General features: G+C 71.0%; 20 protein-coding genes. 10 read left to right on the top strand and 10 right to left on the bottom strand.

Annotated elements, in window-relative coordinates:
* Window positions 1–51: 51 nt before the first annotated feature.
* Complete coding sequence (locus IEY87_RS42640; RefSeq protein WP_189144594.1) at window positions 52–774, bottom strand: MerR family transcriptional regulator; 723 nt, start codon at window positions 772–774, stop codon at window positions 52–54.
* A gap of 156 nt (window positions 775–930) precedes the next feature.
* On the opposite strand from IEY87_RS42640, the gene IEY87_RS42635 reads away from it, so the two are divergent.
* Complete coding sequence (locus IEY87_RS42635) at window positions 931–3,240, top strand: ATP-binding cassette domain-containing protein (RefSeq protein WP_225277264.1); 2,310 nt, start codon at window positions 931–933, stop codon at window positions 3,238–3,240.
* 92 nt (window positions 3,241–3,332) lie between these two features.
* The gene (locus IEY87_RS42630) at window positions 3,333–3,824 is read left to right on the top strand and encodes a hypothetical protein (RefSeq protein WP_189144592.1); all 492 of its coding nucleotides are present in this window, start codon (window positions 3,333–3,335) and stop codon (window positions 3,822–3,824) included.
* A gap of 51 nt (window positions 3,825–3,875) precedes the next feature.
* Here the strand turns inward: IEY87_RS42630 and IEY87_RS42625 are convergent, their stop codons facing one another.
* From IEY87_RS42625 to IEY87_RS42615, 3 genes are read right to left on the bottom strand one after another with little or no spacing between them, the layout of a single operon-like run.
* On the bottom strand, window positions 3,876–4,199 hold the full coding sequence (locus IEY87_RS42625) for a DUF4387 domain-containing protein (protein WP_225277263.1): 324 nt from the start codon (window positions 4,197–4,199) through the stop codon (window positions 3,876–3,878).
* Window positions 4,192–5,592 (bottom strand): acyclic terpene utilization AtuA family protein, encoded by a 1,401-nt coding sequence (locus IEY87_RS42620; RefSeq protein WP_225277262.1) that lies wholly within the window; start codon window positions 5,590–5,592, stop codon window positions 4,192–4,194. Before IEY87_RS42620 ends, IEY87_RS42625 begins: the two co-directional genes overlap by 8 nt.
* A gap of 55 nt (window positions 5,593–5,647) precedes the next feature.
* Entirely contained in the window at window positions 5,648–6,970 is a 1,323-nt protein-coding gene (locus tag IEY87_RS42615) for an MFS transporter (protein WP_225277261.1), read from the bottom strand.
* Window positions 6,971–7,041: 71 nt separating this feature from the next.
* Between IEY87_RS42615 and IEY87_RS42610 the strand changes: the two genes are divergently transcribed.
* From IEY87_RS42610 to IEY87_RS42600, 3 genes are all read left to right on the top strand, one after another.
* A complete protein-coding gene (locus IEY87_RS42610; protein ID WP_189144591.1) occupies window positions 7,042–7,773 on the top strand; it encodes a GntR family transcriptional regulator in 732 nt (243 codons plus the stop codon).
* 109 nt (window positions 7,774–7,882) lie between these two features.
* On the top strand, window positions 7,883–9,556 hold the full coding sequence (locus IEY87_RS42605; RefSeq protein WP_189144590.1) for an FAD-binding dehydrogenase: 1,674 nt from the start codon (window positions 7,883–7,885) through the stop codon (window positions 9,554–9,556).
* A 157-nt stretch (window positions 9,557–9,713) separates the two neighbouring features.
* Entirely contained in the window at window positions 9,714–10,562 is an 849-nt protein-coding gene (locus IEY87_RS42600; protein ID WP_225277260.1) for an alpha/beta hydrolase, read from the top strand.
* 10 nt (window positions 10,563–10,572) lie between these two features.
* Here the strand turns inward: IEY87_RS42600 and IEY87_RS42595 are convergent, their stop codons facing one another.
* Window positions 10,573–11,418, bottom strand: a complete 846-nt coding sequence (locus IEY87_RS42595; RefSeq protein ID WP_189144589.1) for a M48 family metalloprotease — start codon at window positions 11,416–11,418, stop codon at window positions 10,573–10,575.
* Between the two features lie 174 nt (window positions 11,419–11,592).
* On the opposite strand from IEY87_RS42595, the gene IEY87_RS42590 reads away from it, so the two are divergent.
* Complete coding sequence (locus tag IEY87_RS42590; RefSeq protein ID WP_189144588.1) at window positions 11,593–12,948, top strand: sensor histidine kinase; 1,356 nt, start codon at window positions 11,593–11,595, stop codon at window positions 12,946–12,948.
* Window positions 12,949–12,957: 9 nt separating this feature from the next.
* On the opposite strand, the gene IEY87_RS42585 is transcribed toward IEY87_RS42590, so the two are convergent.
* A complete protein-coding gene (locus tag IEY87_RS42585; protein WP_225277259.1) occupies window positions 12,958–14,172 on the bottom strand; it encodes an alpha/beta hydrolase family protein in 1,215 nt (404 codons plus the stop codon).
* Window positions 14,173–14,282: 110 nt separating this feature from the next.
* On the opposite strand from IEY87_RS42585, the gene IEY87_RS42580 reads away from it, so the two are divergent.
* Both IEY87_RS42580 and IEY87_RS42575 read left to right on the top strand, forming a co-directional pair.
* On the top strand, window positions 14,283–15,425 hold the full coding sequence (locus IEY87_RS42580; protein ID WP_225277258.1) for a sensor histidine kinase: 1,143 nt from the start codon (window positions 14,283–14,285) through the stop codon (window positions 15,423–15,425).
* Window positions 15,422–16,069 (top strand): response regulator, encoded by a 648-nt coding sequence (locus tag IEY87_RS42575; protein WP_189144587.1) that lies wholly within the window; start codon window positions 15,422–15,424, stop codon window positions 16,067–16,069. Before IEY87_RS42580 ends, IEY87_RS42575 begins: the two co-directional genes overlap by 4 nt.
* Window positions 16,070–16,078: 9 nt before the next feature.
* On the opposite strand, the gene IEY87_RS42570 is transcribed toward IEY87_RS42575, so the two are convergent.
* The gene (locus IEY87_RS42570) at window positions 16,079–16,975 is read right to left on the bottom strand and encodes a helix-turn-helix transcriptional regulator (protein ID WP_189144586.1); all 897 of its coding nucleotides are present in this window, start codon (window positions 16,973–16,975) and stop codon (window positions 16,079–16,081) included.
* 174 nt (window positions 16,976–17,149) lie between these two features.
* Here IEY87_RS42570 and IEY87_RS42565 point away from each other — a divergent pair, with 174 nt between their 5' ends.
* A complete protein-coding gene (locus IEY87_RS42565; RefSeq protein ID WP_189144585.1) occupies window positions 17,150–18,013 on the top strand; it encodes an SDR family oxidoreductase in 864 nt (287 codons plus the stop codon).
* Window positions 18,014–18,085: 72 nt separating this feature from the next.
* Window positions 18,086–18,487 carry an acyl-CoA-like ligand-binding transcription factor gene (locus tag IEY87_RS42560; RefSeq protein WP_189144584.1) on the top strand — a complete coding sequence of 134 codons (402 nt, stop codon included), beginning with the start codon at window positions 18,086–18,088 and terminating at the stop codon, window positions 18,485–18,487.
* Window positions 18,488–18,580: 93 nt separating this feature from the next.
* Here the strand turns inward: IEY87_RS42560 and IEY87_RS42555 are convergent, their stop codons facing one another.
* From IEY87_RS42555 to IEY87_RS42545, 3 genes are read right to left on the bottom strand one after another with little or no spacing between them, the layout of a single operon-like run.
* Window positions 18,581–19,348: an rRNA methyltransferase gene (locus IEY87_RS42555; protein WP_189144583.1), complete on the bottom strand. Its 768-nt coding sequence runs from the start codon at window positions 19,346–19,348 to the stop codon at window positions 18,581–18,583.
* Window positions 19,345–20,160 carry a TrmH family RNA methyltransferase gene (locus tag IEY87_RS42550; RefSeq protein ID WP_189144582.1) on the bottom strand — a complete coding sequence of 272 codons (816 nt, stop codon included), beginning with the start codon at window positions 20,158–20,160 and terminating at the stop codon, window positions 19,345–19,347. Before IEY87_RS42550 ends, IEY87_RS42555 begins: the two co-directional genes overlap by 4 nt.
* Window positions 20,161–20,186: 26 nt before the next feature.
* A complete protein-coding gene (locus tag IEY87_RS42545; protein WP_225277257.1) occupies window positions 20,187–20,399 on the bottom strand; it encodes an NAD(P)-binding domain-containing protein in 213 nt (70 codons plus the stop codon).
* Window positions 20,400–20,600 lie beyond the last annotated feature (201 nt).

Below are 20,600 nucleotides of genomic sequence, written 5' to 3'. Positions count from 1 at the left end.
CGGCCAGCAGCGCCGTACCGGTCCTGGAGCCGTTCCCGCCCACCCGCCCGGTCAGTCCGGGGCCTTCGCTTCCAGGTAGTGGTGCAGGTGGCCGGCGCCTTCGAGCATGGCTCTGGCCCGCCGGGTCAGCTCCGCCTGGCGTTGCGCGATGGCGGCGCGGAGCGCGTCGCTGCTGCCCGTGCGGCGCAGGCCGTCGAGGACGAGCTGGATCTGGGCGAACGGGTAGCGGCCCTGCCGGAGCATGTTGATCATGCGGGCGTCCCGGACGTCGGCGGGGCCGAAGCTGCGGTAGCGGGTACTGGGCTCGCGTCTAGGGGCCAGGAGGCCGACCGACTCCCACAGACGCAGCGTCGAGGTGCGCACCCCGAGGTAGGCGGCCACCTCGCCGATGCGCATGCCGGAGCGCGGCAGCGGCGCCGCCTCCGGGTTCTGCTCCGCGACCGCTTCGAGCGCCGCGCCCGCCGCCTGCAGGGACAGCCGCTCCTCGTGCAGTGCGACATGGCCGGCGTCCAGCAGCGTGAGGGCGAGCGGAAGGTCGGCGTCGTGCACGGCCTGCATGACCGTTCTGGCGGTGTCCCTGCCGTAGCCTCGCGTCAGAGCCTGGTAGGTGAGCAGGGCCGAGCGGTGCTCGGCGCCGAACCGGCGATAGCCCGACTCCGTCCGCGGCACCGGCGGCAGGATGCGCTCGGCGGCGTAGTTGCGGATCTGCTGGGTGGAGATGTCCGCCAGCCGCGCCAGATCGATGGGGCGAATGCCTGCTCTCTCACGGCTCATACGGCCCATCATCCTGTCGGACCGGTTCCATGGCAATTTGAGGGTTGAGCGTACAAGACCTCGATTTATGCCGAAAAATCTGGAAAAAGTTTAGACGTTTAGGTCAATGAGACACTTGAACGCATGAATGTCGGCAGTCGAGGATGGAAGGGTTCCTTGGTTCCCAGTCAGCAGGACAGCAGCGTTCACCCCCGCCGGTCGGATCACACCGCCGCGGACAGCCACGACCTGATCCAGGTCCGCGACGCCAGGGAGAACAATCTCACCGGCGTCTCCCTGGACATCCCCAAACGACGGCTCACCGTCTTCACCGGAGTCTCCGGCTCCGGCAAGTCCTCCCTGGTCTTCGACACGATCGCGGCGGAGTCCCGGCGCCTGATCAACGAGACCTACACGGCGTTCCTCCAGGGGTTCATGCCGAGCCTCAGCCGCCCGGACGTCGACGCGCTGCGCAACCTGAGCGCGGCGATCATCGTCGACCAGGAGCGGATGGGCGCCAACGCCCGCTCGACCGTGGGCACCGCCACCGACACCTACACGATGCTGCGCATCGTCTTCAGCCGGGTCGCCACCCCGTACGTCGGTCCCGCCTTCGCCTTCAGCTTCAACACCCCCCAGGGCATGTGCCCGGTGTGCGAGGGGCTCGGCAAGGTGTCCGACATCGACGTCGACGAGCTGGTCGACCGGGACCTGTCGCTGAACGAGGGCGCGCTCAAGCTCCCCGGCTACGGCGTGGACACCTGGCCGTGGCAGATCATCGTCGCCTCCGGCTTCTTCGACCCGGACGTCAAGATGCGCGACTACACGCCGGAGCAGTGGGCGGACTTCCTGGACAAGCCGCCGGTCAAGGTGAAGCTCGGGGCCAACAACTTCACCTACGAGGGCCTGGTGCCCAGGGTGCGGCGGCAGTATCTCGGCAAGGACCGGGAGTCGATGAAGGGGCAGGCGCGCGCGTTCGCCGACCGGGCCGTCAAGCTCGCGCCCTGCCCCGACTGCGCGGGCTCCCGGCTGAACGAGGCGGCCCGGTCGGCCACCATCGACGGCGTCGACATCGCCCGGTGCTCCGCCATGCAGATCAGCGACCTGGCCGAGTTCATCGGCGGGATCCGCAACGCCTCCGTCGGGCCGATCCTGGACAACCTGCGCGAGACGCTCGACTCCCTCGTGGAGATCGGCCTCGGCTACCTCAGCCTGGACCGGGAGTCCTCGACGCTGTCGGGCGGCGAGGCGCAGCGGGTGAAGATGGTCCGGCATCTCAACTCGAGCCTGACCGACGTCACGTACGTCTTCGACGAGCCCACCGCGGGGCTGCACCCGCACGACATCCAGCGGATGAACGACCTGCTGCTCCAGCTGCGCGACAAGGGCAACACGGTGCTCGTGGTGGAGCACAAGCCGGAGACGATCCAGATCGCCGACCATGTCGTCGACCTCGGTCCCGGCGCCGGCTCGGCGGGCGGGCGGCTCTGCTTCGCCGGCGACCTCGACGGGCTGCGCGCCTCCGGCACCCTGACCGGCCGCTACCTCGACCACCGGGTGACCCTGCGCGAGAAGGTCCGCACGCCCACCGGTCAGCTGCCGATCCGCGGCGCCACCCTGCACAACCTGCGCGACGTGAGCGTGGACATCCCCCAGGGGGTGCTCAGCGTCATCACCGGCGTCGCCGGGTCCGGCAAGAGCTCGCTGATCCACGGCTACGTCGCCGGGCTGGAGGGCGTGATCGTCGCCGACCAGTCGCCGATCCGCGGCTCCCGGCGGAGCAATCCGGCCACCTACACCGGGGTGCTCGACCCGATCCGGACGGCGTTCGCCAAGGCCAACGGCGTCAAGCCCGGCCTGTTCAGCGCCAACTCCGAGGGCGCCTGCCCGGCCTGCAAGGGCATCGGCCTGATCTACACCGATCTGGCGATGATGGCCGACGTGGCGACGGTGTGCGAGGAGTGCGAGGGCAAGCGGTTCACCCCCGAGGTGCTGTCGTACGAGCTGCACGGCAAGAACATCAGCGAGGTCCTGGCGATGCCCGTGGCCGAGGCCCGCGAGGTCTTCACCACCGGCCAGGCCGGGGCCATCCTCGGCCGCCTCGACGCGGTAGGGCTCGGCTACATCGGGCTCGGCCAGCCGCTCACCACGCTGTCCGGCGGCGAGCGCCAGCGCCTCAAGCTGGCCATCCACATGGCCAGGAACGGCACCACCTACGTGCTGGACGAGCCGACCACCGGCCTGCACCTGGCCGACGTCGACCACCTGCTGGCGCTGCTGGACCGCCTGGTGGACGACGGCAACACCGTCATCGTCATCGAGCACCACCAGGCCGTGATGGCGCACGCCGACTGGATCATCGACCTCGGTCCTGGCGCGGGCCACGACGGCGGCCAGGTCGTCTTCACCGGCACCCCCGCCGATCTCGTCGGCTCCAGCAAATCACTCACGGCGCAACACCTGCGCATGTACGTTGACCACCCGTAGGAAGCTGATCCGCCCGGCCTTCGCGCGCATCGAGGGCGGACGGCGCCGAACAGTTCGGCGGGGACCTGGTCCCCACAACGGGAGGAAACGTCATGAAGAAGTCGCTCATCGTGCTGCTGACCGGCGGGGCGCTGCTGGTCACCGGCACGCCCGCGCTCGCCCAGACCGCGAAGCCCACGTTGGGGCCGTACGGCTACGGCACGGTCAAGCTCGGCATGAGCGCCACCAAGGCGAAGGCGACCCGGCAGGTCGTGTTCAAGAAGAGCGCCGGGGAAGGCTCGTGCTCCGGCTGGGACCTGAAGGCGCTCCCGACCGACAAGGACAGCGTGGGCCTGTACATCTCCAAGACGGTCGGCGTGGCCGTGATCTTCGCGCAAAAGGGGGTCAAGACACCCCAGGGGATCGGCCTGGGCTCCACGCTCAAGCAGGTCAAGAAGGCGTACCCGAAGGTGAAGAACTCGGCCAGCGGGTTCCCGTACGTCGCGGTGCCCGGCAACCCCAAGGCCTCCTACGTCTTCATCCACGCCAAGGGGAAGGTCAGGGAGATGGCCATGTCGCTCAACACGCAGGACTGCGTCAACTGACGTGAGGGCACCGGCGGCGCCAGGCTTTCGGCGCCGCCGGTGCGGGGACTTCTACGCGGGCACCAGCGCCGCCAGGGGGACATGGTGCTGGCCCGCGTGGATGTCCCGGTCGCGCAGGCTGCCCTGGGCCACCGGCCGGGGGAAGGAGATCTTCACGACGTTGAGTGAGGGGATGCGGAAGATCTGGATGGTCGCCGGGTCCAGGTCGTACAGCCGCGCGACGACCTCCTCGTTGATGAAGTCCTCGTCGGCGACGATCGCGTAGTCCTCCGGGGTGCGCATGAAGAGCTCCATGGTGACCCAGAAGGGGCCGGCGTTCTTCGAACGGACCTCCAGCGCCATCTCGCCCAGCGTGGGCCTGCGGTCGTCAGTCACGGGAGTCACCCATCTCGATGCGGAACATGTCAGTAGGCTCGTCGACGTCCACCACGTGGTTGAGCACGAACTGGTAGACGGGCCCGCGCTCGGTCTCGGCCGGCGAGGTGGCGAAGGCCAGGCTGGGCAGGTAGTCCATGTCGGGGGTCGGGAGATGCAGCATCAGCGGATTCGCGATCTTGGCGATCGCGGTGGCGGTGGCCTGGTCCGGGGCGTTGACCAGCATCATCACGCCGACCTCCCGGGGCGGCCCGGTGGCCGGGTCGATGTCCCCCAGCACGGCGTTGTAGCCGTACAGGCGGATGTCCACGGCGTACTCGGCGGGGTCGAGGTTCAGGGTCTGCCGCACGCGCCCGGTGTGGACCTCGTGCATCAGCGCGACCCACTCCTCGATGTGGGCGAGGATGTGCGGATCGCGGATGGCGGAGAAGGACATGGTCTCGTAGCCGGTGACGCGGGCGCCTTCGAGTTTGACCGTGTACTGCTCGGCGAGGTCGAAGCGGGACCCTTCGACGCGCACCCGGCGGTCGTCCAGCGCGGTGTAGATCGCGTCGGAGACCACCAGCGTGCCCGCCGGCTCGCGCATCTCGAACGGGTTGACCGTCTCGTAGAGCATGTGCGCCGCCACCGACGTCGTCGTGCAGGCGGCGGCCGGGTCCAGCGGTTCGATGGTGAAGCCGTCCTGGTCGATGGTGGCGAGGACGCCGCCGGTGCGCGGATTGGTGGTGCACTGCCCGCCACACTCGATGATCTTGGATGCGTGCCAGGTGGGGCCGGCCGGCATGCCCATCATCAACGGGTAAGCGGCGGCGACGGCCGTGTCGGTCGCCCGGCCGGCGAGCACCACGTCGGCCCCGGCCCGCAGGGCCGCCTCGAAGGGTTCGTGCCCCATCATGCCGACGATGTGGCTGCAGCCGTCCAGTGTGGCGGCGTCCAGGTCGCCCATCGGCGCCAGCGGATGGACCCATCCCTCGTTGAGCCTCTCCTTCAGTGCGGCGGCCGTCTGCTCGCTGTAGATCCGCGCGACCCGCAGGTCCAGGCCCTCCTCCCGCAGGATGCCGTCGACGATGCCGGCGACCCAGTCGACGCCGGAGTCGGTGCCGCTCGTGCCGCACGACCCGACGATCAGCGGAATGCCGGCGCCGGCCGCGGCCCGCAGCAGGATCCGCAGGTCACGGGCGACAGCCGCGGCGGTCGTCTTCGCCGTCCCCGAGCCCAGATAGTAAGGTCCGGAGTCGGTGGAACCACCGTCAAGGGCGATCACGTCGGCCCCGAGGGCGATCCCTCGATCGATCGTCTCCGCTGGAAACCCTGCCCCGAGCATTCCGCTGGGAGCCAGGACTCTGACCGTCGTGCGGGGATCGCGCTCCCCGGTCACAGGCGTACTCATCATGTCGTTCTCATCTCTTCAGTCGCCGCCCCGGCGGTGCGGGGCGGAAGCGGGGTGCTCACTCGGCGCTCTCCCTGGTGCCGCTCGCGCGCCGGAGCCGGTAGACCCAGACGACCAGCGCGATGGCGACGGCGGCCAGGAGGGCGATGTGCAGGAGCAGCAGGTGCCAGCCCGTGACGTCGACCGCCAGGCCGACGACCGCCGGTCCGACGAATCCCCCGCCCGCCCAGCCGACCGTGTACAGGCCGGTGTACGTGCCGAGGACGCGGCTCGACGGGGCCAGGTTCCACAGCACGACGACCGCGTTGATCATGAACCCGGCGGCGCCGACCGCGGCGAGGCACAACGCCACGATGGTGACCGTCGGGGTCTGGACGACGGCCCCGATGATCGCGCCCGTGGCGAAGACCGCTATCCCGGCGGCCATGGTCCGCAGCCGGCCGAAGCGCTCGGCGAGCAGCGCGGCGGGGAAGGCGGCGAGGATGTAGGCGATCCCGCTCGGCAGCGTCAGTCCGCCGGCCTCGCCGTCGGACAGGCCGAGGACCTGCACGCCGTACGGGGTCATCAGGGAACGGAAGGCGAACCAGGCGCCGCCGAAGACGAACACGGCGATGATCACCAGAAGCCGGCTCCGGTCGCGGTCGAACACCAGGTCGCGAAGGATCGTCCTGATCGTCACCTTGACCTTGACGTCGGGCGACTCGGTGGCCGCCGAGGCCCGGTCCTCCGCTAGGGCGGCCTGGTAGGCCCGCGAACGGCTGTCCCGTACCCGCCAGACGAGCACCGCCACTGCCACCAGCATGATCGCGGACGGCACGGCGAAGGCGAGCTTCGGGTAGTCGTCGACCAGCAGCAGGCTGACCAGCGCGGCCACGATGGTGGTCAGCGCTGAGGCGATCTTCACCACGGCGTTCGCCCGGCTCCGGCCCGCGGGCTCGATGAAGTCGGGCATGAGCGATTCGCTGATGGGCTTGAAGCTGTTCATCACCAGCGCGTAGAGGAGGATGACCACGATCAGCCAGCCCAGCGACGACATGTGCGGGATGAGCAGGAACAGCGCGGCGCCCATGGGCATCATGACCGCGAGGTACGGGATCCGGCGCCCCCAGGAGGTCCGGGTGTTGTCCGACCGGTTGCCCATGTAGGGCTGGATGAAGATGCCCAGCAGGTTGTCCATGCCCATGATCAGGCCGATCACGGCCGCGCTGGCGACGTGGTCCCGCAGGAGCTCGGGCACCCGGTTGTCGTAGAAGTTCCAGGTCGACTCCTGGGCGAACACCGCCAAGGCCACGTAGAACGTGATCCTCCTGGTGTCGGCCGTACGGCTTTCGGCTCGCAACGCGCTGGGCATGACGTCCTCCTCGAATGTGGCAGCAGTCACACTAGTTGCCATAGCAAAAATGTCAACGGATAGCATCGAGCTAATGCCATGGCTACTGTTATCGTGGGCGTATGACGGTCGACTCGACGGACCAAACCCCCGCACGCGGCGAGACCCGAGCCGATCGCGCCTACCAGAGCCTCCGGCAGGCGATCGGGGCCGGCACGCTGCGCCCCGGCCAGAAGGTGACCGAGCGCGGCCTGGCCGAGCAGCTCATGGTCAGCCCGACCCCGGTGCGCGAGGCGCTGCTCCGGCTCGAACACGACGGGCTCATCGAGCGCACCGGCCCCCGGACGGTCGTCGTGGCCGACATCGCCGAGCGCGCCATCGACGATCTCGCCGAGGTCGAGATAGGGCTGCGGGGCCTGGTGGCCCGGTTCGCGGCCCGGAACGCCACCCCGGAGCAGGTGGACGCTCTCGACGCGATCCTCGACGCCGCCGACGATCTGCTGATCGTCATCGTCTCCCGGCACCGGAAGGGCGAGAACGTCGACCGGCACGTCGCCGCGCTGCTCGACCGGATGCAGGAGTTCAACGAGGCGGTGAACGCGTGCGCGGCCAACCCGATGCTGATCCGGCTCCTCGAACAGTCCCAGGTCTTCTCCCAGCCCGAGCGCCGGGCGCTGCGCCTGGAGAAGATCGCCGAGGACGACCACTTCGGGCTGGACCGCTACGCCAGTCACCGCGCCCTGGTGCGCGCCCTCCGGCAGGGCGATTCGGCGACCGCGGAGCGGCTGGTCATCGAGGACGCCCAGGGCGGACTGGCGGCGCTGAGGGCACGACCTCGCCGAAGTGACCGATGACAGCGCGATGCCGCTCGACCACCTCGGGCTCCCCGACACCGACGCGCACCTGCTGGGCGCGTCATGATCGCCTTATCGTCAACACGCGCTTGAGCAAGGGAGTACCGCCATGGACGCGGACGTCATCATCGTAGGTGCGGGCCTGGCCGGGCTGGTCGCGGCGCAGCAGCTGACCGCCCAGGGCCGGAAGGTGGCGCTGGTCGAACAGGAGAACGCCGCCAACCTGGGCGGGCAGGCGTTCTGGTCGTTCGGCGGGCTGTTCCTCGTGAACACGCCCGAGCAGCGCCGCCTGCGCGTGAAGGACTCCTTCGACCTGGCCTGGAGCGACTGGCAGGCGAGCGCGCGGTTCGACCGGCTGGAAGACGAGGACGGCTGGGCGGTGCGCTGGGCCCGCGCGTACGTCGAGTTCGCCGCGGGTGAGAAGCGGTCCTGGATGGACGCCCAGGGCATCAAGCTGACGCCGGTGGTCGGCTGGGCGGAGCGCGGTCGCCTGCGCGCCGGCGAGCACGGCAACTCCGTGCCCCGGTTCCATGTGGCCTGGGGCACCGGAACGGGCGTGGTGCGCCCGTTCGTCCGCAGCGCACTGCAGGCGGCCGACGCGGGACTGCTGACGTTCTACCACCGCCACCAGGTCGATGAGCTCGTCGTCCAGGACGGCGCCGTCACCGGGGTGCGGGGGAGTGTCCTGGCGGACGACTCCTCGCCGCGGGGGGTGTCCTCCAGCCGGGAGGTGACGGGCTCCTTCGAGCTGACGGCGCAGGCGGTCATCGTCACCAGCGGCGGGATCGGCGGCAACCACGACCTGGTGCGCCACTACTGGCCCCAGCGGCTGGGCGCCGCCCCCCACAACATGATCACGGGGGTGCCGGCCCACGTGGACGGGCGGATGCTGGCCATCAGCGCCACCGCGGGGGCCCGGCTGGTCAACCAGGACCGGATGTGGCACTACACCGAAGGCGTGCAGAACTGGGACCCCGTCTGGCCCCAGCATGCGATCCGGATCCTGCCGGGACCGTCGTCGATGTGGTTCGACGCGCTGGGCCGCCGCCTGCCGGAGCCGTTCCTGCCCGGCTACGACACCCTCGGCACCCTCGAGTACCTGCGCACCACCCCCGACATCGCCGCGTACGACCACTCATGGTTCATCCTGACCGAGAAGATCATCGAGAAGGAGTTCGCGCTGTCCGGCTCGGAGCAGAACCCGGACATCACCAGCGGGGACCGCAAGGCGGTGCTCCGGAACCGGGTCTTCGGCAAGGGGGCGCCCGCGCCGGTGGAGGCTTTCAAGCAGCGCGGCGCGGACTTCGTCGTCGCCGCCACGCTGGAGGAGCTGGTGGTGAAGATGAACGGCCTGACCGACAAGCCGCTGCTCGACGCCGACGAGCTGCGCCGCCAGATCGTGGCCCGGGACCTGCAGGTCGACAACCCGTACAGCAAGGACGCCCAGGTGCAGGGCATCCACAACTCACGGCGCTTCCTCGGGGACCGGCTCAGCCGCACCGCCACCCCGCACCGCATCCTGGACCCGCAGGCCGGTCCGCTGATCGGGGTCAAGCTGCACGTCCTGACGCGCAAGAGCCTCGGCGGCATCCAGACCGACCTCGACTCCCGCGTGCTCGGCCTCGACGGCGAGCCCATCAGCGGCCTGTACGCGGCGGGCGAGGCGGCCGGATTCGGCGGCGGCGGCGTCCACGGCTACAACGCCCTGGAAGGCTCCTTCCTCGGCGGCTGCCTGTTCTCCGGCCGTCAAGCCGGCCGCGCCGCCGCCCAGGCGGCCGGGTAGGCCGATCGTCCCCGGGACATGCCGGGGCGTCACCGTCCCGTCTTCCGCACTATGCGCCTTTTGTTCCTTTTTTGGGGCTATCCGGGCCGTCCGGAGGGCACGAGCCTCCAAGCACGAGCCTTCAAGCCGGGCCCGCACGCCGGGAACAGGAGGAGCCATGGTGTTTCCACGCCGAGGGAAGACGGTCGCCTGCATGGCGGTGCTCACCGTGGCCCTCACTCAGGTGACGGTCGACGCCCGGGCGGCCTCCGCCCTCGGCGACCCGCTGCCGTGCCGGTCGCCCGGTCAGGCCAAGCCCACGGTCGTCCTGGTCCACGGAGCCTGGGCCGACACCTCCAGCTGGAACGGCGAGGTGGACGCCCTGCGACAGGCGGGCTATGCCGTACGCGCCCTGGCGAATCCGCTCCGCGGCCTGACCGGCGACGCGCAGACCGTCGCCGACTTCCTCAGAACGGTCTCCGGCCCGATCGTGCTCGTCGGACACTCCTACGGCGGCGCGGTGATCACGAACGCCGCCGCGAACCTCCCCAACGTCAAGGCCCTGGTGTACGTCGACGCGGCCGCCCCCGATGTGGGCGAGCCCAACGGCCGGCTCAGCGGGGCCGGGTCCGCGCTCAACAAGGATCCGGACACCCTCTACGACCAGGTGTCCTATGCGGGAGCGGCCGAAGGCGCGAAGGACCTCTACCTCAAACGGGACGTCTTCGTCGGCTCGTTCGCCTCGGACCTGCCGCGCGACACCGCCCTGCGCCTGTGGGCCACCCAGCGAGCCGCCTCGACCAGCGCGTTCATGACCCCGTCGAAGGCCGCGGCCTGGAAGACGATCCCGTCCTGGTTCTTCATCAGCACCGGCGATCGCATCATCACCCCGGACTCGCAGCAGGCCATGGCCGACCGCGCACGCGCGAAGGTCACCACGTTCCAGGGCGGATCGCACCTGACCCTGATCTCGCACCCGGACGCCGTGACAGCGGTCATCGGCTCCGCGATCTGCTCCGTGCGCTGACCGGACCCGGTCACCGGTCCGGGCCGGGCTGACAGGTGAGGCGGTCGACGCGCCGGGCGATCGTCGGGTGGGTGGACCACCAGGCGCGGGCGGCGGGCCTGGCGGCCGCGAGACTCATCATGGGAACGCGTACGGCCCGCACATCGGTGCGGGGGATCGGGTCGCCGGTGCCGATCTTGAGCAGAGTGGCGGCCAGCAGCGCGGGCTGCCCGGTCTGTACGGCGGCGTCGTGATCGGCGGCCAGTTCCCGACAGCGGCCCAGTGCCCGCAGCGGCAGCTGGGCCAGCAGGCCGATCAGTCCGAGCACCATGATCAACGGGGCCGACGCGCCCAGCACGAAGGCGGTCGGCAGGTCCCGGACCTGCTGGAGGAAGGGCGTCGGGCCCGAGTTTCTCCTGATGAAACGACCGGCGGTGCTCGTTCCCCAGGCCAGGGCGATGGCCAGCGAACTGGCCAGCGTCATGACCGTCACATCGCGGTGGCGAATGTGCGCGACCTCATGCGCCAAGGCCACGCCGAGCTCGTCAGGATTCAGCGCCTCCAGCAGCCCTCGGGTCACCACCACGGTGGTGTGCCGCCTCGATCGGCCGAGGGTGAAGGCGTTGGGGACCGGGCTCGGGCTGATGGCCAGCCTTGGCTTGGGCAGGTCGCCCAGCGCGCACAGCCGATCCAGCACGGCGTGCGGTTCGGGCGCCTCGGCAGGCGTCACGAGCTGCGCCCGGGTCGCCGAGCGGGCCAGCCTTTCGGTCGCCCACCACTGCGCCAGAACCGCCAGCCCCACCCCGGCCACCACCACGGTCAGGCCGACTCCGACCAGCAGCGCCGCCCCTCCCTGATGTTGCCTGCATCCATGCATCACCGCCCGAATAACCGGTCAGATTAGGGCAATTCTTCATTTATGGGTCGAAACTGGTGGATATCGCGTGCCACTTCCGGTGAGAATCGGTCCGCTCCCGGGCGCGCGGCAGGCGGCCGGCCGCTGATATCAGCACTGCGCCCGCGCTCCATCCGCGTGCGCTACACCCTCGTGGTGGGAGCTCTTTTCCTGGTGATCCTCACGGCGGTCGGTTCTCTCGTCGTCCTCGGGATCCGCAACAACGTCGCGGCGGACGTCTCCGAGGACATGCGGCTGACCATCGTCGACTGGGCCAGCGAGATCCGGCCCGGCCACATCCCGCCGCCCAAGCCGACCGCCCGCGCCAAGTACCTGCAGCTCGTCAACTCCCGGGGGGAGGTGGTCGAGTCCAACCTGGCCGCGTCGGGCATACCCCCGCTGACCACGGTCCGTCCTCCCCACGACGACCGTCTGCAGGACGTCACGGTGTGCCCACCGTGGAGCGGAGGCAGGTGCCTTCTGGTCACCGCGCTGCGGTTCGACGCCGACTCGACCCACACGCTCTTCAGCAGCGAGCCGCACTACATCTACGCCGGTACGATGCAGCCTCCCGCCCTGGCCATGCGCTATCTGGAGGTCGGAATCGGGGCCGCGGTCCTGTTCGCCTCCGCGACGGCCGCCTGGACCACCTGGATGGTGGTGGGCCGGACCCTGCACCCGGTGCGGGCGATCAGCGAAATGATGCGCGAGGCCACGGAGAGCGACCTGAGCCTGCGGGTCCCGACACCGCCGGGCAACGACGAGATCGCCCAATTCGCCCGTACCGCCAACATGTACCTCGATCGGCTGGAGAGAGCGGTGAAAGGGCAGCGCCGGTTCGTCTCGCTGGCCTCTCACGAGCTGAGGTCGCCGGTCGGCGCCCAGCGCATCCAACTGGAGGAGGCGCTGCACTATCCGGACGAGGTGGACGCGCGCACGGCCCTGCAGCGCACGCTGCACAGCACGGAACGCCTCGAGGCGATCATCGACGATCTGCTGGCCTACACCCGGGTCAAAAGCGCCTACCCCGCCGTCCACCAGCCGCTCGACCTCGCCGACCTGGTGGAGGAGGAAGTGGCCGGCCTGCCCCGCGGCGGCATCCCGATCCGGCTGCGGGCGGCATGCCGTCCGACCGTGCTGGGTTCGCGGGTGCAGCTGAGCCGGGTGTTGAACAATCTTCTGGCGAACGCGCGCCGGCACGCCCGGTCCCGCGTCGATGTCACCGTCGAACAGGTGGGCGGGCAGGCCGTGGTGAGCGTGCAGGACGACGGCGCGGGCATCTCCCCCGAGGATCGTGAGCGTGTCTTCGAAGCTTTCGTCCGGCTCCGGGAGGGGCAGCTCCTCGATCCGGGGGGCAGCGGGCTCGGGCTGCCCATCAGCAGGGAGACGTGCCAGGCCCACGGCGGATCCCTGGTCGTGGCGGACAGCCCGGCCGGGGCCCGGTTCGTGGTCCGCCTCCCGGCGGCCGGCCCGACCGCCGGGCACGAGACCGCGGCCGGGTCCGGCGACTGACGGGTCGGTTCACCAGAATCGCACCTCGGGATAGGTCGCCGACGGCTTGTCCAGCAGCGGTTGGCGCTTGCCCTTGAGGTGCAGGTCGAGGAAGGCGGCGACATACGTACGGGTGATCTTGATGGCGCGCTCGCCGTCGATCGGCGTCCTGGGCAGGCCGAGCTGGGGTAGGAGCACCGCGTAGTCGACGAAGCTCAGGTGCTCCGCGCCGGTCACCGTCAACCAGCGCTTCCCGTCGCCCGTCACGTGCGGCCAGAACCGGTCCCACGAGCCGTCCCTGCCGCCGGAATCCGGCTGGTGCCGCGGGTTGCCGATCATCATGAAGGGCTTGTCCAGCGGCTTGGCCGGCGTCGCGGGGTTGTAGGTGCCGTCGAGGTTGACGGCGGCCTTGATCCGCGTGGTGGCGGGCAGGAGGTGCGCGGCGCTCTGGCCGCCGACGGAGTGTCCCACCATCGCGATCCTCCGCTCGTCGATCAGGCGGTTCCAGTGCTTGCTCCGGTCCAGCCGGTCCAGGACGAACTCGGTGTCGGCGGCGCGCACCCGGGCCACCTTCGCTCCCGTCTCGGGGGTCTGACCGGCCTTTCCGGCCTCGAAGGTGACGGTCCTGCCGTCGGGGAAGGTGGTGCCCAGCGACTCGTAGGTGTGCTCGATCCCCGCGACCACGTAGCCGCGGCTGGCGAACTCCTCGGCCAGCGAGGTCATGGTGGCGCGGGGCAGCGTCATGCCGGGCGACAGCACCACCAGTGGCGAGCCGCCCTTGCGCCGCAACGCGGGCGCGCCGGCGCGGGTGTGCGTCGGGACCTTGGCCAGCGTGTCCGCCGGTACGTCGTCGAGCCTCGGCTCGCTTCTGATGAGCAGCTCCGACTCCTGCGGCGTGAGGTACCGCACGGGCTTGCCGGTCGCCTTGCGCGCCGGGTACCAGATCGAGACCATCAGCTCCCGCGGCCGCCCGGCCACCCAGGGATCGGCGCGGCCGTGGTCGACCAGGTGAAGGTCGGTCTTGCCGACGGGATGAACGCCCGTCGGCGCGGGCAGGGCGGTAATGGGCAGGCCCGTGACGGGGCGGGCGGTGATAGGCAGGGCGGTGATCGGTAGGCCGGTAATGGGCAGGGCGGTGACGGGCGGGGCGGCGGGCGCGGTGAGCGCGGTGGTGGTGGGGGCCGGGGACAGGGGGGTCAGCGGCGCTGTGAGGGCGAGGATGCCCGCCATGACGGTCGTCTTCATGTCTCCGACCCTGCCGGGCCGGTGGCGCCGGAGCGGCCCGGCGAAAGTCACCTGGCACCCGCGACTTTCGTAGGGGGCACCCCCCTGCGTACCGCCCATAGCCTTGGACGGTGAAGCTCGGGGGACTAGGAATGATCGACCGGATCGCGCCGTGGGTGCTCGGCGCGGCGGTGTTCCTGCTGTCCATGGCCTCGACGGCCGGGTCGGTCGGCGTGCGGTCCTCGCTGCCCATGCCCGTGCTCGCGACCGTGGCGGCCTGCTGCGGGGTGGCCGCGGGTCTCGCCCGGCGCCGATGGTGGCCGCTCGTCGTGACAGGCGCCGTGGCGTACGCCTGGCTGGTGATGTGGCCCGCCGCCGTGGCGGCCTCGTACTATGCGGGCACGCGGCTGCACCGTGGCCGTGACCTGTGGCTCTACGTCGGCGGCGCGGTCGCGCTGCACGCGCTCGGCGGCATCGTCTCCGCGCACGCGCAGGGGTATCGGGCTCTGGTCGCCGGCACCCTCGGCAACGTGCTGCTCATGGGCTCGGCCATGCTCGGGCTGCCCCTGGTCGCCGGGCTGTGGGTGCGCGCCAGGCGGCAGGTCCTCGACGGGATGCGCGAGCAGGCCGGGCACCTGCTGCGGGAGCAGGTGCTCCGCGCCGACCAGGCCCGCGACCAGGAGCGGGCGCGGATCGCGCGGGAGATGCACGACGTGGTCGCGCACCGGGTGTCGCTGATGGTCCTGCACGCGGGCGCGCTGGAGGTCAACGCCCCCGATGTCCGTACGGCCGAGGCCGCCGCGTTGATCGGCGGCGTGGGCAGGGAGGCCCTGACGAACCTGCGCGAGGTGCTGGGCGTGCTGCGCGCACCCGATCCGGTACGCGGCCCGCAGCCGACGCTCGCCGACCTCGACCGGCTGCTCGACCAGTCCCGAGCCCTGGGCATCGTGGTCAATCGTCACGACGAGGGCGAGGCCCGGCCGCTACCGCCCACCGCCGAACGCACCGCCTACCGGGTGGTCCAGGAGGCGCTGACGAACGTGCACAAGCACGCCGGCAACGCCGAGACCGACGTCCACCTGCGCTACCGGCCCGCCGAGCTGGAAGTCCTGATCCGCAACCGGCCCCACGCCGGCGCGGACGGCGACCTGCCCGGCTCCGGCTGGGGCCTGGTCGGGCTGCGCGAACGCGTCGAGCTGCTCGGCGGCAGGCTGGAGGCCGGGCCGTGGCACGGGGGCGGATTCCAGGTGCTGGCCGGGATACCCGCCGCATGATCCGCGTTTTGGTCGTCGATGACGAGGCGCTGGTCAGGTCCGGGCTGCGGATGATCCTGGAAGCGGCGGGCGACATGGCGGTCGTCGGGGAGGCGAGCGACGGCGCCGCGGCCGTGGGCGCCGTGGCCCGGCTCAGGCCGCAGGTCGTCCTGATGGATGTGCGGATGCCCGGCGTCGACGGCCTGACCGCCGCCGCTCGCATCCTGGCCGCTCCCGACCCGCCCAAGCTGATCATGCTGACCACCTTCGACCTGGACGCGTACGTGCACCAGGCGCTCCGGCTCGGCGCGGTCGGCTTCCTGCTCAAGGACACCCCGCCGCGCGACCTGGCCGCGGCGGTGCGCACGGTGACGGCGGGTCAGGCCATGCTGTCGCCGACCGTCACCAAGCGGCTGATCAGCTCGTTCGTCGACAAGGCGCCCTCGCGGGCCGAGTCCGCCCGCAGGCGGCTCGCGGCGCTGACCGCCCGCGAGGAGGACGTGATCAGGGCGGTGGCACGCGGCCTGTCCAACGCCGAGATCGGGCGGGAGCTCAACCTGACGGAGGCGACGGTGAAAGCGCACGTCAGCCGGGTGCTGGCCAAGCTGGGCCTGGCCAACCGGGTGCAGGCGGCCATCCTCGTCCACGACGCCGCCCTCGGATGACCGGCAAGGTCACTGTTCCTGGGCGGGATCGTGGCGGCGTCGGCGGTCAGGCTCGGTGCCGGAGTCGGTGAGGGTCCAGCTCGCGAGGAGGTCCAGGGCCCGTTTCGACGGGGATCCGGCCTCCGCGGTGTAGACGAACAGGGTCGTGTCGGGGTCCCCGGGGAGCGTGAGCGTTTCGTACTCGACCGTGAGTTCGCCGACCAGAGGGTGGCGGAGGCGTTTGGAGCCGTGGGTGCGCTGGTGCACGCGGTGCTGCTCCCACCACTGGTCGAAGGCGGGGCTGTGCGTGCGCAGGTCCGCGACGAGGGTGTTCGTGGCCTGGTCGCCGGGGTCGCGGCCGACCTCGAAGCGCAGGCTCTCGACCGCGGCCCGCGCCTGGTCCTCCCAGTCGACGAACAGTGAGCGGGCGTCGTCGCCGAGGAACATCCAGCGCGCGTAGTTGCGGTCCCGGGGGAGCAGCTGCTCGAAGTCCGTGAACAGCGCTTTGGCCATCCGGTTGGCGGCGAGGATGTCGGTGCGGCGTCCCAGGATGAGGACGGGTTCGCCGTCGAGGGCGTCGAGGAGCTGGTAGAGGCCGGGGCGGACCCGCTGGACGGGGCGGGGACGCTGCCGGGCGGGCGACGCGGTCGCCCCGATGAGGTCCTTCAGGTGCGCGCGTCCCGCGTCGTCGAGCCCGAGGGCGCGGCCGAGGGCCTCCACCACGGCGGGCGACGGGGTGATGGGACGGCCCTGTTCGAGGCGGGCGTAGTAGTCGGTCGAGACTCCGGCCAGGAGCGCGACCTCCTCGCGGCGCAGGCCGGGCACCCGGCGGACGCGGCCGTCCGGGGGGAGGCCGGCGCGCGAGGGGTCGCTCTGGCTGCGGGCTCGTTTCAGGAAATCAGCCAGTTCACGGTTGGTTCTAGCCACAGGGACAGTCTCGCCGATCCCGGGCGTTCCTAACGGGCCCTGTGCGTCCTAGGTTGCCCCGTCCGAGGCTGTCCAGGGCCCGATATGAGCCTCCATGAGGGGGTACGGCGAACCAAGCTGGGTGACGTACCGACCTCGAGAAACGCTCGGGGGGACCCACAGATAGGAACGATCATGGCTTCTGCGACAGAGCGACCCGCGATCTGGTTCGTGACGGGCACCTCCCGCGGCCTGGGGCTCGAACTGGTCAGGCAACTGCTGGAGCGCGGTGACAGCGTCGCCGCGACGACGCGCTCGGCCGAGCGGCTGCTCGCCGCGCTCGGCGACCGGGCCGACACCTCGCGGCTGCTCCCGCTCACCGTCGACCTGCGTGACGAGGCGCAGGTCAAGCAGGCCGTACGGGAGACCGTCGAGCGGTTCGGCGGCCTGGACCGCGTCGTCAACAACGCGGGCTACGGGTTCCTGGCCGCGGTGGAGGAGACCGGCGACCGCGACGTCCGCGACATGCTCGACGTCCAGATCATCGGCGTGTGGAACGTGCTGCGCGCCGCGCTGCCCATCCTGCGCGAGCAGCGCGGCGGCCACGTCGTCAACGTGTCGTCGATCCTGGGCCTGACCGCGGTGCCCGGCTGGGCGCTGTACAGCGCCGGGAAGTTCGCGCTGGAGGGGCTGAGCGAGGCCCTCGCCGCCGAGGTGGCGGACTTCGGGATCAAGGTCACCATCGTCGAGCCCGGCTATTTCCGTACCGACTTCCTGTCCCAGGACTCGCTCGCCCTGCCCGCCGACACGAGCGCGCACTACCCGGCCATCCGCGAGATGGTCGCCGACCACCTCAAGCTCCAGGGCAGCCAGCTCGGCGACCCGGTCAAGGGCGCCGAAGCGATCATCGGCCAGGTCGAGTCCGGTGACGGCCCGCTGCGTCAGCTGCTCGGCTCGGACGCCCACGCCTACGCCACCGCCAAGGTCGGGGCCCTCCAGTCGAACCTCGACGCCACCGCGAGCAGCGCGCCCGCCACCGACTTCCCCGCCGCTGGATGACCGTGGGACCGTGGTCAGGCGGCGGGGAAGGAGGACGTCGCGCTCTCGCTCGCGGACGAGCAGATCACGGCGATGCTGGAGAGGTTCGCCGCGCAGCCGGCCGACGTGCCGGTGCTGACCGCGATGCGGCGGGCCGCGGTCGAGGTCGTGCGGGCCTACGAAGGGGAGACCGACGCGGATCAGGCCCGCTACCGGCGCATGCAGGACCTGGTCTCGGCCAGCGCGGCGTTGATGGCCGCGTGCGTCGAGCGCGGCGCGGCCCGGCTGGACGAGGTCGCGCGACTGATCGGCGTCCGGATGGGCGCCGACCCGGCCGCTGATCCGCGGCCCTGTCTGGTGGCCTCGGTCGCGCTGTGCGCGATGCCGGCAGCGGTCAACGCGTGGCGCGCGGCCGGCCGGGACGCGCCGGACTCCGAGCTGATCGGACAGGCATTCGACCTGCTCTCCGCCGGCCTCGACCACCCGGCCGCCTGAAGCGTGGCCACCATGACCATCCTGCCGCCTGAGGTGCGGCTACCGTGACCGTCTGGGATCACCCGCACCGGCGGGCAAGAATCTCGCCACGCGCTATGACCGAGGCGGACGTACGGGAAGGCGAGGATCTTCAGCGGCTCGGAACAGTGCGACGGCTCGGGTGCCGATCTTGAAGGATGCTCGGGGGCGTGGTCCGTGGTCGGCGGGGACCTTGCGGCCCCGCACCGTCACCGCGATCACGCTGTCGTACGGGAGCACGGCCGTCAGGGCGTCGACCATGCCGGCGACTCCCGCCGCCGCGCCGGGTCCGCCCCAATGGGTCTGTTCGCCGTAGGGGACGTCGGTGATCACGATGTCGGGTGTGAGCCCGCCGAGCGCCCGCTGAAGCTGGCCGGGGTCGAACACGTCGGCCTGGCGCACCGCGTGCGGCAGATCCCCGCCGGCGGCGTCGAGTTCGGCGGCGAGCCGGTGGGCGGCGTCCGCGGCCGAGTCGTACGCCGGTTTGCCGAAGCGGGTGGCGCGCGCCCGCAGGTCGGCGGCGCGGGCGGCCAGGCCGGCCTGGCTCAGCAGGGCGAGATTGCGCTCGGCCAGGCTCCGCGCTTCAGGGTCGAGGTCGGAGGCCAGCACCGAGGCGAGCCGGCGCCGGTGCAGCAAGGCCACGACGGTCAGCAGATAACCGCTGCCACAGCACGGGTCCCAGAGCACGGCGGGCCGGTCGCCGCCGCGCAGGGCCAGCGCGCGCTGGAAGATCTCGCTGGCCAGCCGCACGGGGAACGCGGGAAACCCTGGGGCGGAGTGCAGCACCGCGCCACTGGCCAGGTCCTGATGGCCGGTCCGGACGGTCGCGTGCCGGTAGGTCATGCGGTGTGGCCGCGCCGCTGGCGGGCGGCCTCGTACAGCACCACGGTCGCCGCGCTGGCGGCGTTGAGGGAGCTGGCCGAGCCGGCCATCGGGATGCGCGCCATCGTGTCGCACGCCTGCCGCCATCCCGCGCTCAGTCCGGTGGTCTCGTTGCCGATGACCAGGAGAGTGGGGCCGGTCAGGTCCAGGCCGGCGATGTCGGAGGTGCCGCTCTCGTCGGTGCCCACCACCGTCAGCGCCATCCCCTGGGCGCGCAGCCGCTCCACCCAGGCCAGCACTTCCCGGTGGGACGGGGTCCGCACCACCGGCAACGCCAGCAGCGACCCGGTGGAGGCCCGCACCGATCGGGGATCGTAGGGGTCGGCGGCGTGCCCGGTGACGATCAGGCCCGCGCCGCCGAAGGCGTCCAGTGAGCGCGCCATCGTCCCGATGTTCCCGGGGGTGTTCGGCCGGTCGAACACGGCGCCCAGGAAGGACGGCCCCACCTGGACGCGGGACAGCTCGTCGGCCGGCAGCCCGACCACCGCCACCAACTCGGGGACGTCCTCGTCCTTGCCGCCCAGCTCGCGCAGCAGGTCGGGGGCCATGGCCACCCGCTCGCCGCCGGCCGCCTTCAGCATCTGCTCCGCCCAGTTCGACAGCGGCCGCTCGGCGTCGTAGATGAGCGCGTGCACCGGCCAGCCGAACTCGACCGCCAGGCTGATCGGGCGCACTCCCTGGATCAGGAACTCCCCGGCCCGCTGCCGCTTGGCCCGATTGCCCAGCAGCGCCTGCCACTGCTGGAACCGCGCGTTGGCACGCGTGATACGCACGTCCCCCGATGCCGAATGCCCTCGATTCACCACGCTCTACAGAGTAGTGACTTCTCCGATTCCTGAAGGGAGCGGAGTCGCCGCTGGTCCCTTGCCGACACAGTCGCCTTGGCCGCGGCGTCGTCGCCGGCGATGAGCACGTCCAGCGGGTTGCCCTGCGCCAGCATGTGACCGAAGACGGTGTTGAACGCCTTCACGACGTGCGCGCCGGCGGGCGCGACCTTGGCGATCTCCTGCACGCCGGAGCTGCCGTCGAGGGTGAGAAGGCTCTGGAAATCGGGGGGTTAACGTGTGAACCAGAAGGTACGCCGCACTTGGTTACCATGTCAACCGGACGGTAAAGTGACGTGCGTGACCGAGCCGCGGTGGTTGGACGGGCGAGAACAGCAGGCCTGGCGCAGCTTGATGAAGATGCAGGACGGGCTGTCGGAGTTCCTCGA

The organism is Nonomuraea glycinis (assembly GCF_014646515.1).
Taxonomy (GTDB): Bacteria; Actinomycetota; Actinomycetes; order Streptosporangiales; family Streptosporangiaceae; genus Nonomuraea; species Nonomuraea glycinis.
Note: the sequence above shows the minus strand (reverse complement) of the source record. Positions and strands in the feature narration are given on the sequence as shown.

Bases quoted from the DNA above. Each gene is read 5' to 3' on its own strand.
- IEY87_RS42640 (WP_189144594.1), bottom strand. From the start codon at position 774: ATGAGCCGTGAGAGAGCAGGCATTCGCCCCATCGATCTGGCGCGGCTG.
- IEY87_RS42630 (WP_189144592.1), top strand. From the start codon at position 3,333: ATGAAGAAGTCGCTCATCGTGCTGCTGACCGGCGGGGCGCTGCTGGTC.
- IEY87_RS42620 (WP_225277262.1), bottom strand. From the start codon at position 5,592: ATGATGAGTACGCCTGTGACCGGGGAGCGCGATCCCCGCACGACGGTC.
- IEY87_RS42610 (WP_189144591.1), top strand. From the start codon at position 7,042: ATGACGGTCGACTCGACGGACCAAACCCCCGCACGCGGCGAGACCCGA.
- IEY87_RS42605 (WP_189144590.1), top strand. From the start codon at position 7,883: ATGGACGCGGACGTCATCATCGTAGGTGCGGGCCTGGCCGGGCTGGTC.
- IEY87_RS42600 (WP_225277260.1), top strand. From the start codon at position 9,714: ATGGTGTTTCCACGCCGAGGGAAGACGGTCGCCTGCATGGCGGTGCTC.
- IEY87_RS42595 (WP_189144589.1), bottom strand. From the start codon at position 11,418: ATGCATGGATGCAGGCAACATCAGGGAGGGGCGGCGCTGCTGGTCGGA.
- IEY87_RS42585 (WP_225277259.1), bottom strand. From the start codon at position 14,172: ATGAAGACGACCGTCATGGCGGGCATCCTCGCCCTCACAGCGCCGCTG.
- IEY87_RS42575 (WP_189144587.1), top strand. From the start codon at position 15,422: ATGATCCGCGTTTTGGTCGTCGATGACGAGGCGCTGGTCAGGTCCGGG.
- IEY87_RS42565 (WP_189144585.1), top strand. From the start codon at position 17,150: ATGGCTTCTGCGACAGAGCGACCCGCGATCTGGTTCGTGACGGGCACC.
- IEY87_RS42560 (WP_189144584.1), top strand. From the start codon at position 18,086: ATGCTGGAGAGGTTCGCCGCGCAGCCGGCCGACGTGCCGGTGCTGACC.
- IEY87_RS42555 (WP_189144583.1), bottom strand. From the start codon at position 19,348: ATGACCTACCGGCACGCGACCGTCCGGACCGGCCATCAGGACCTGGCC.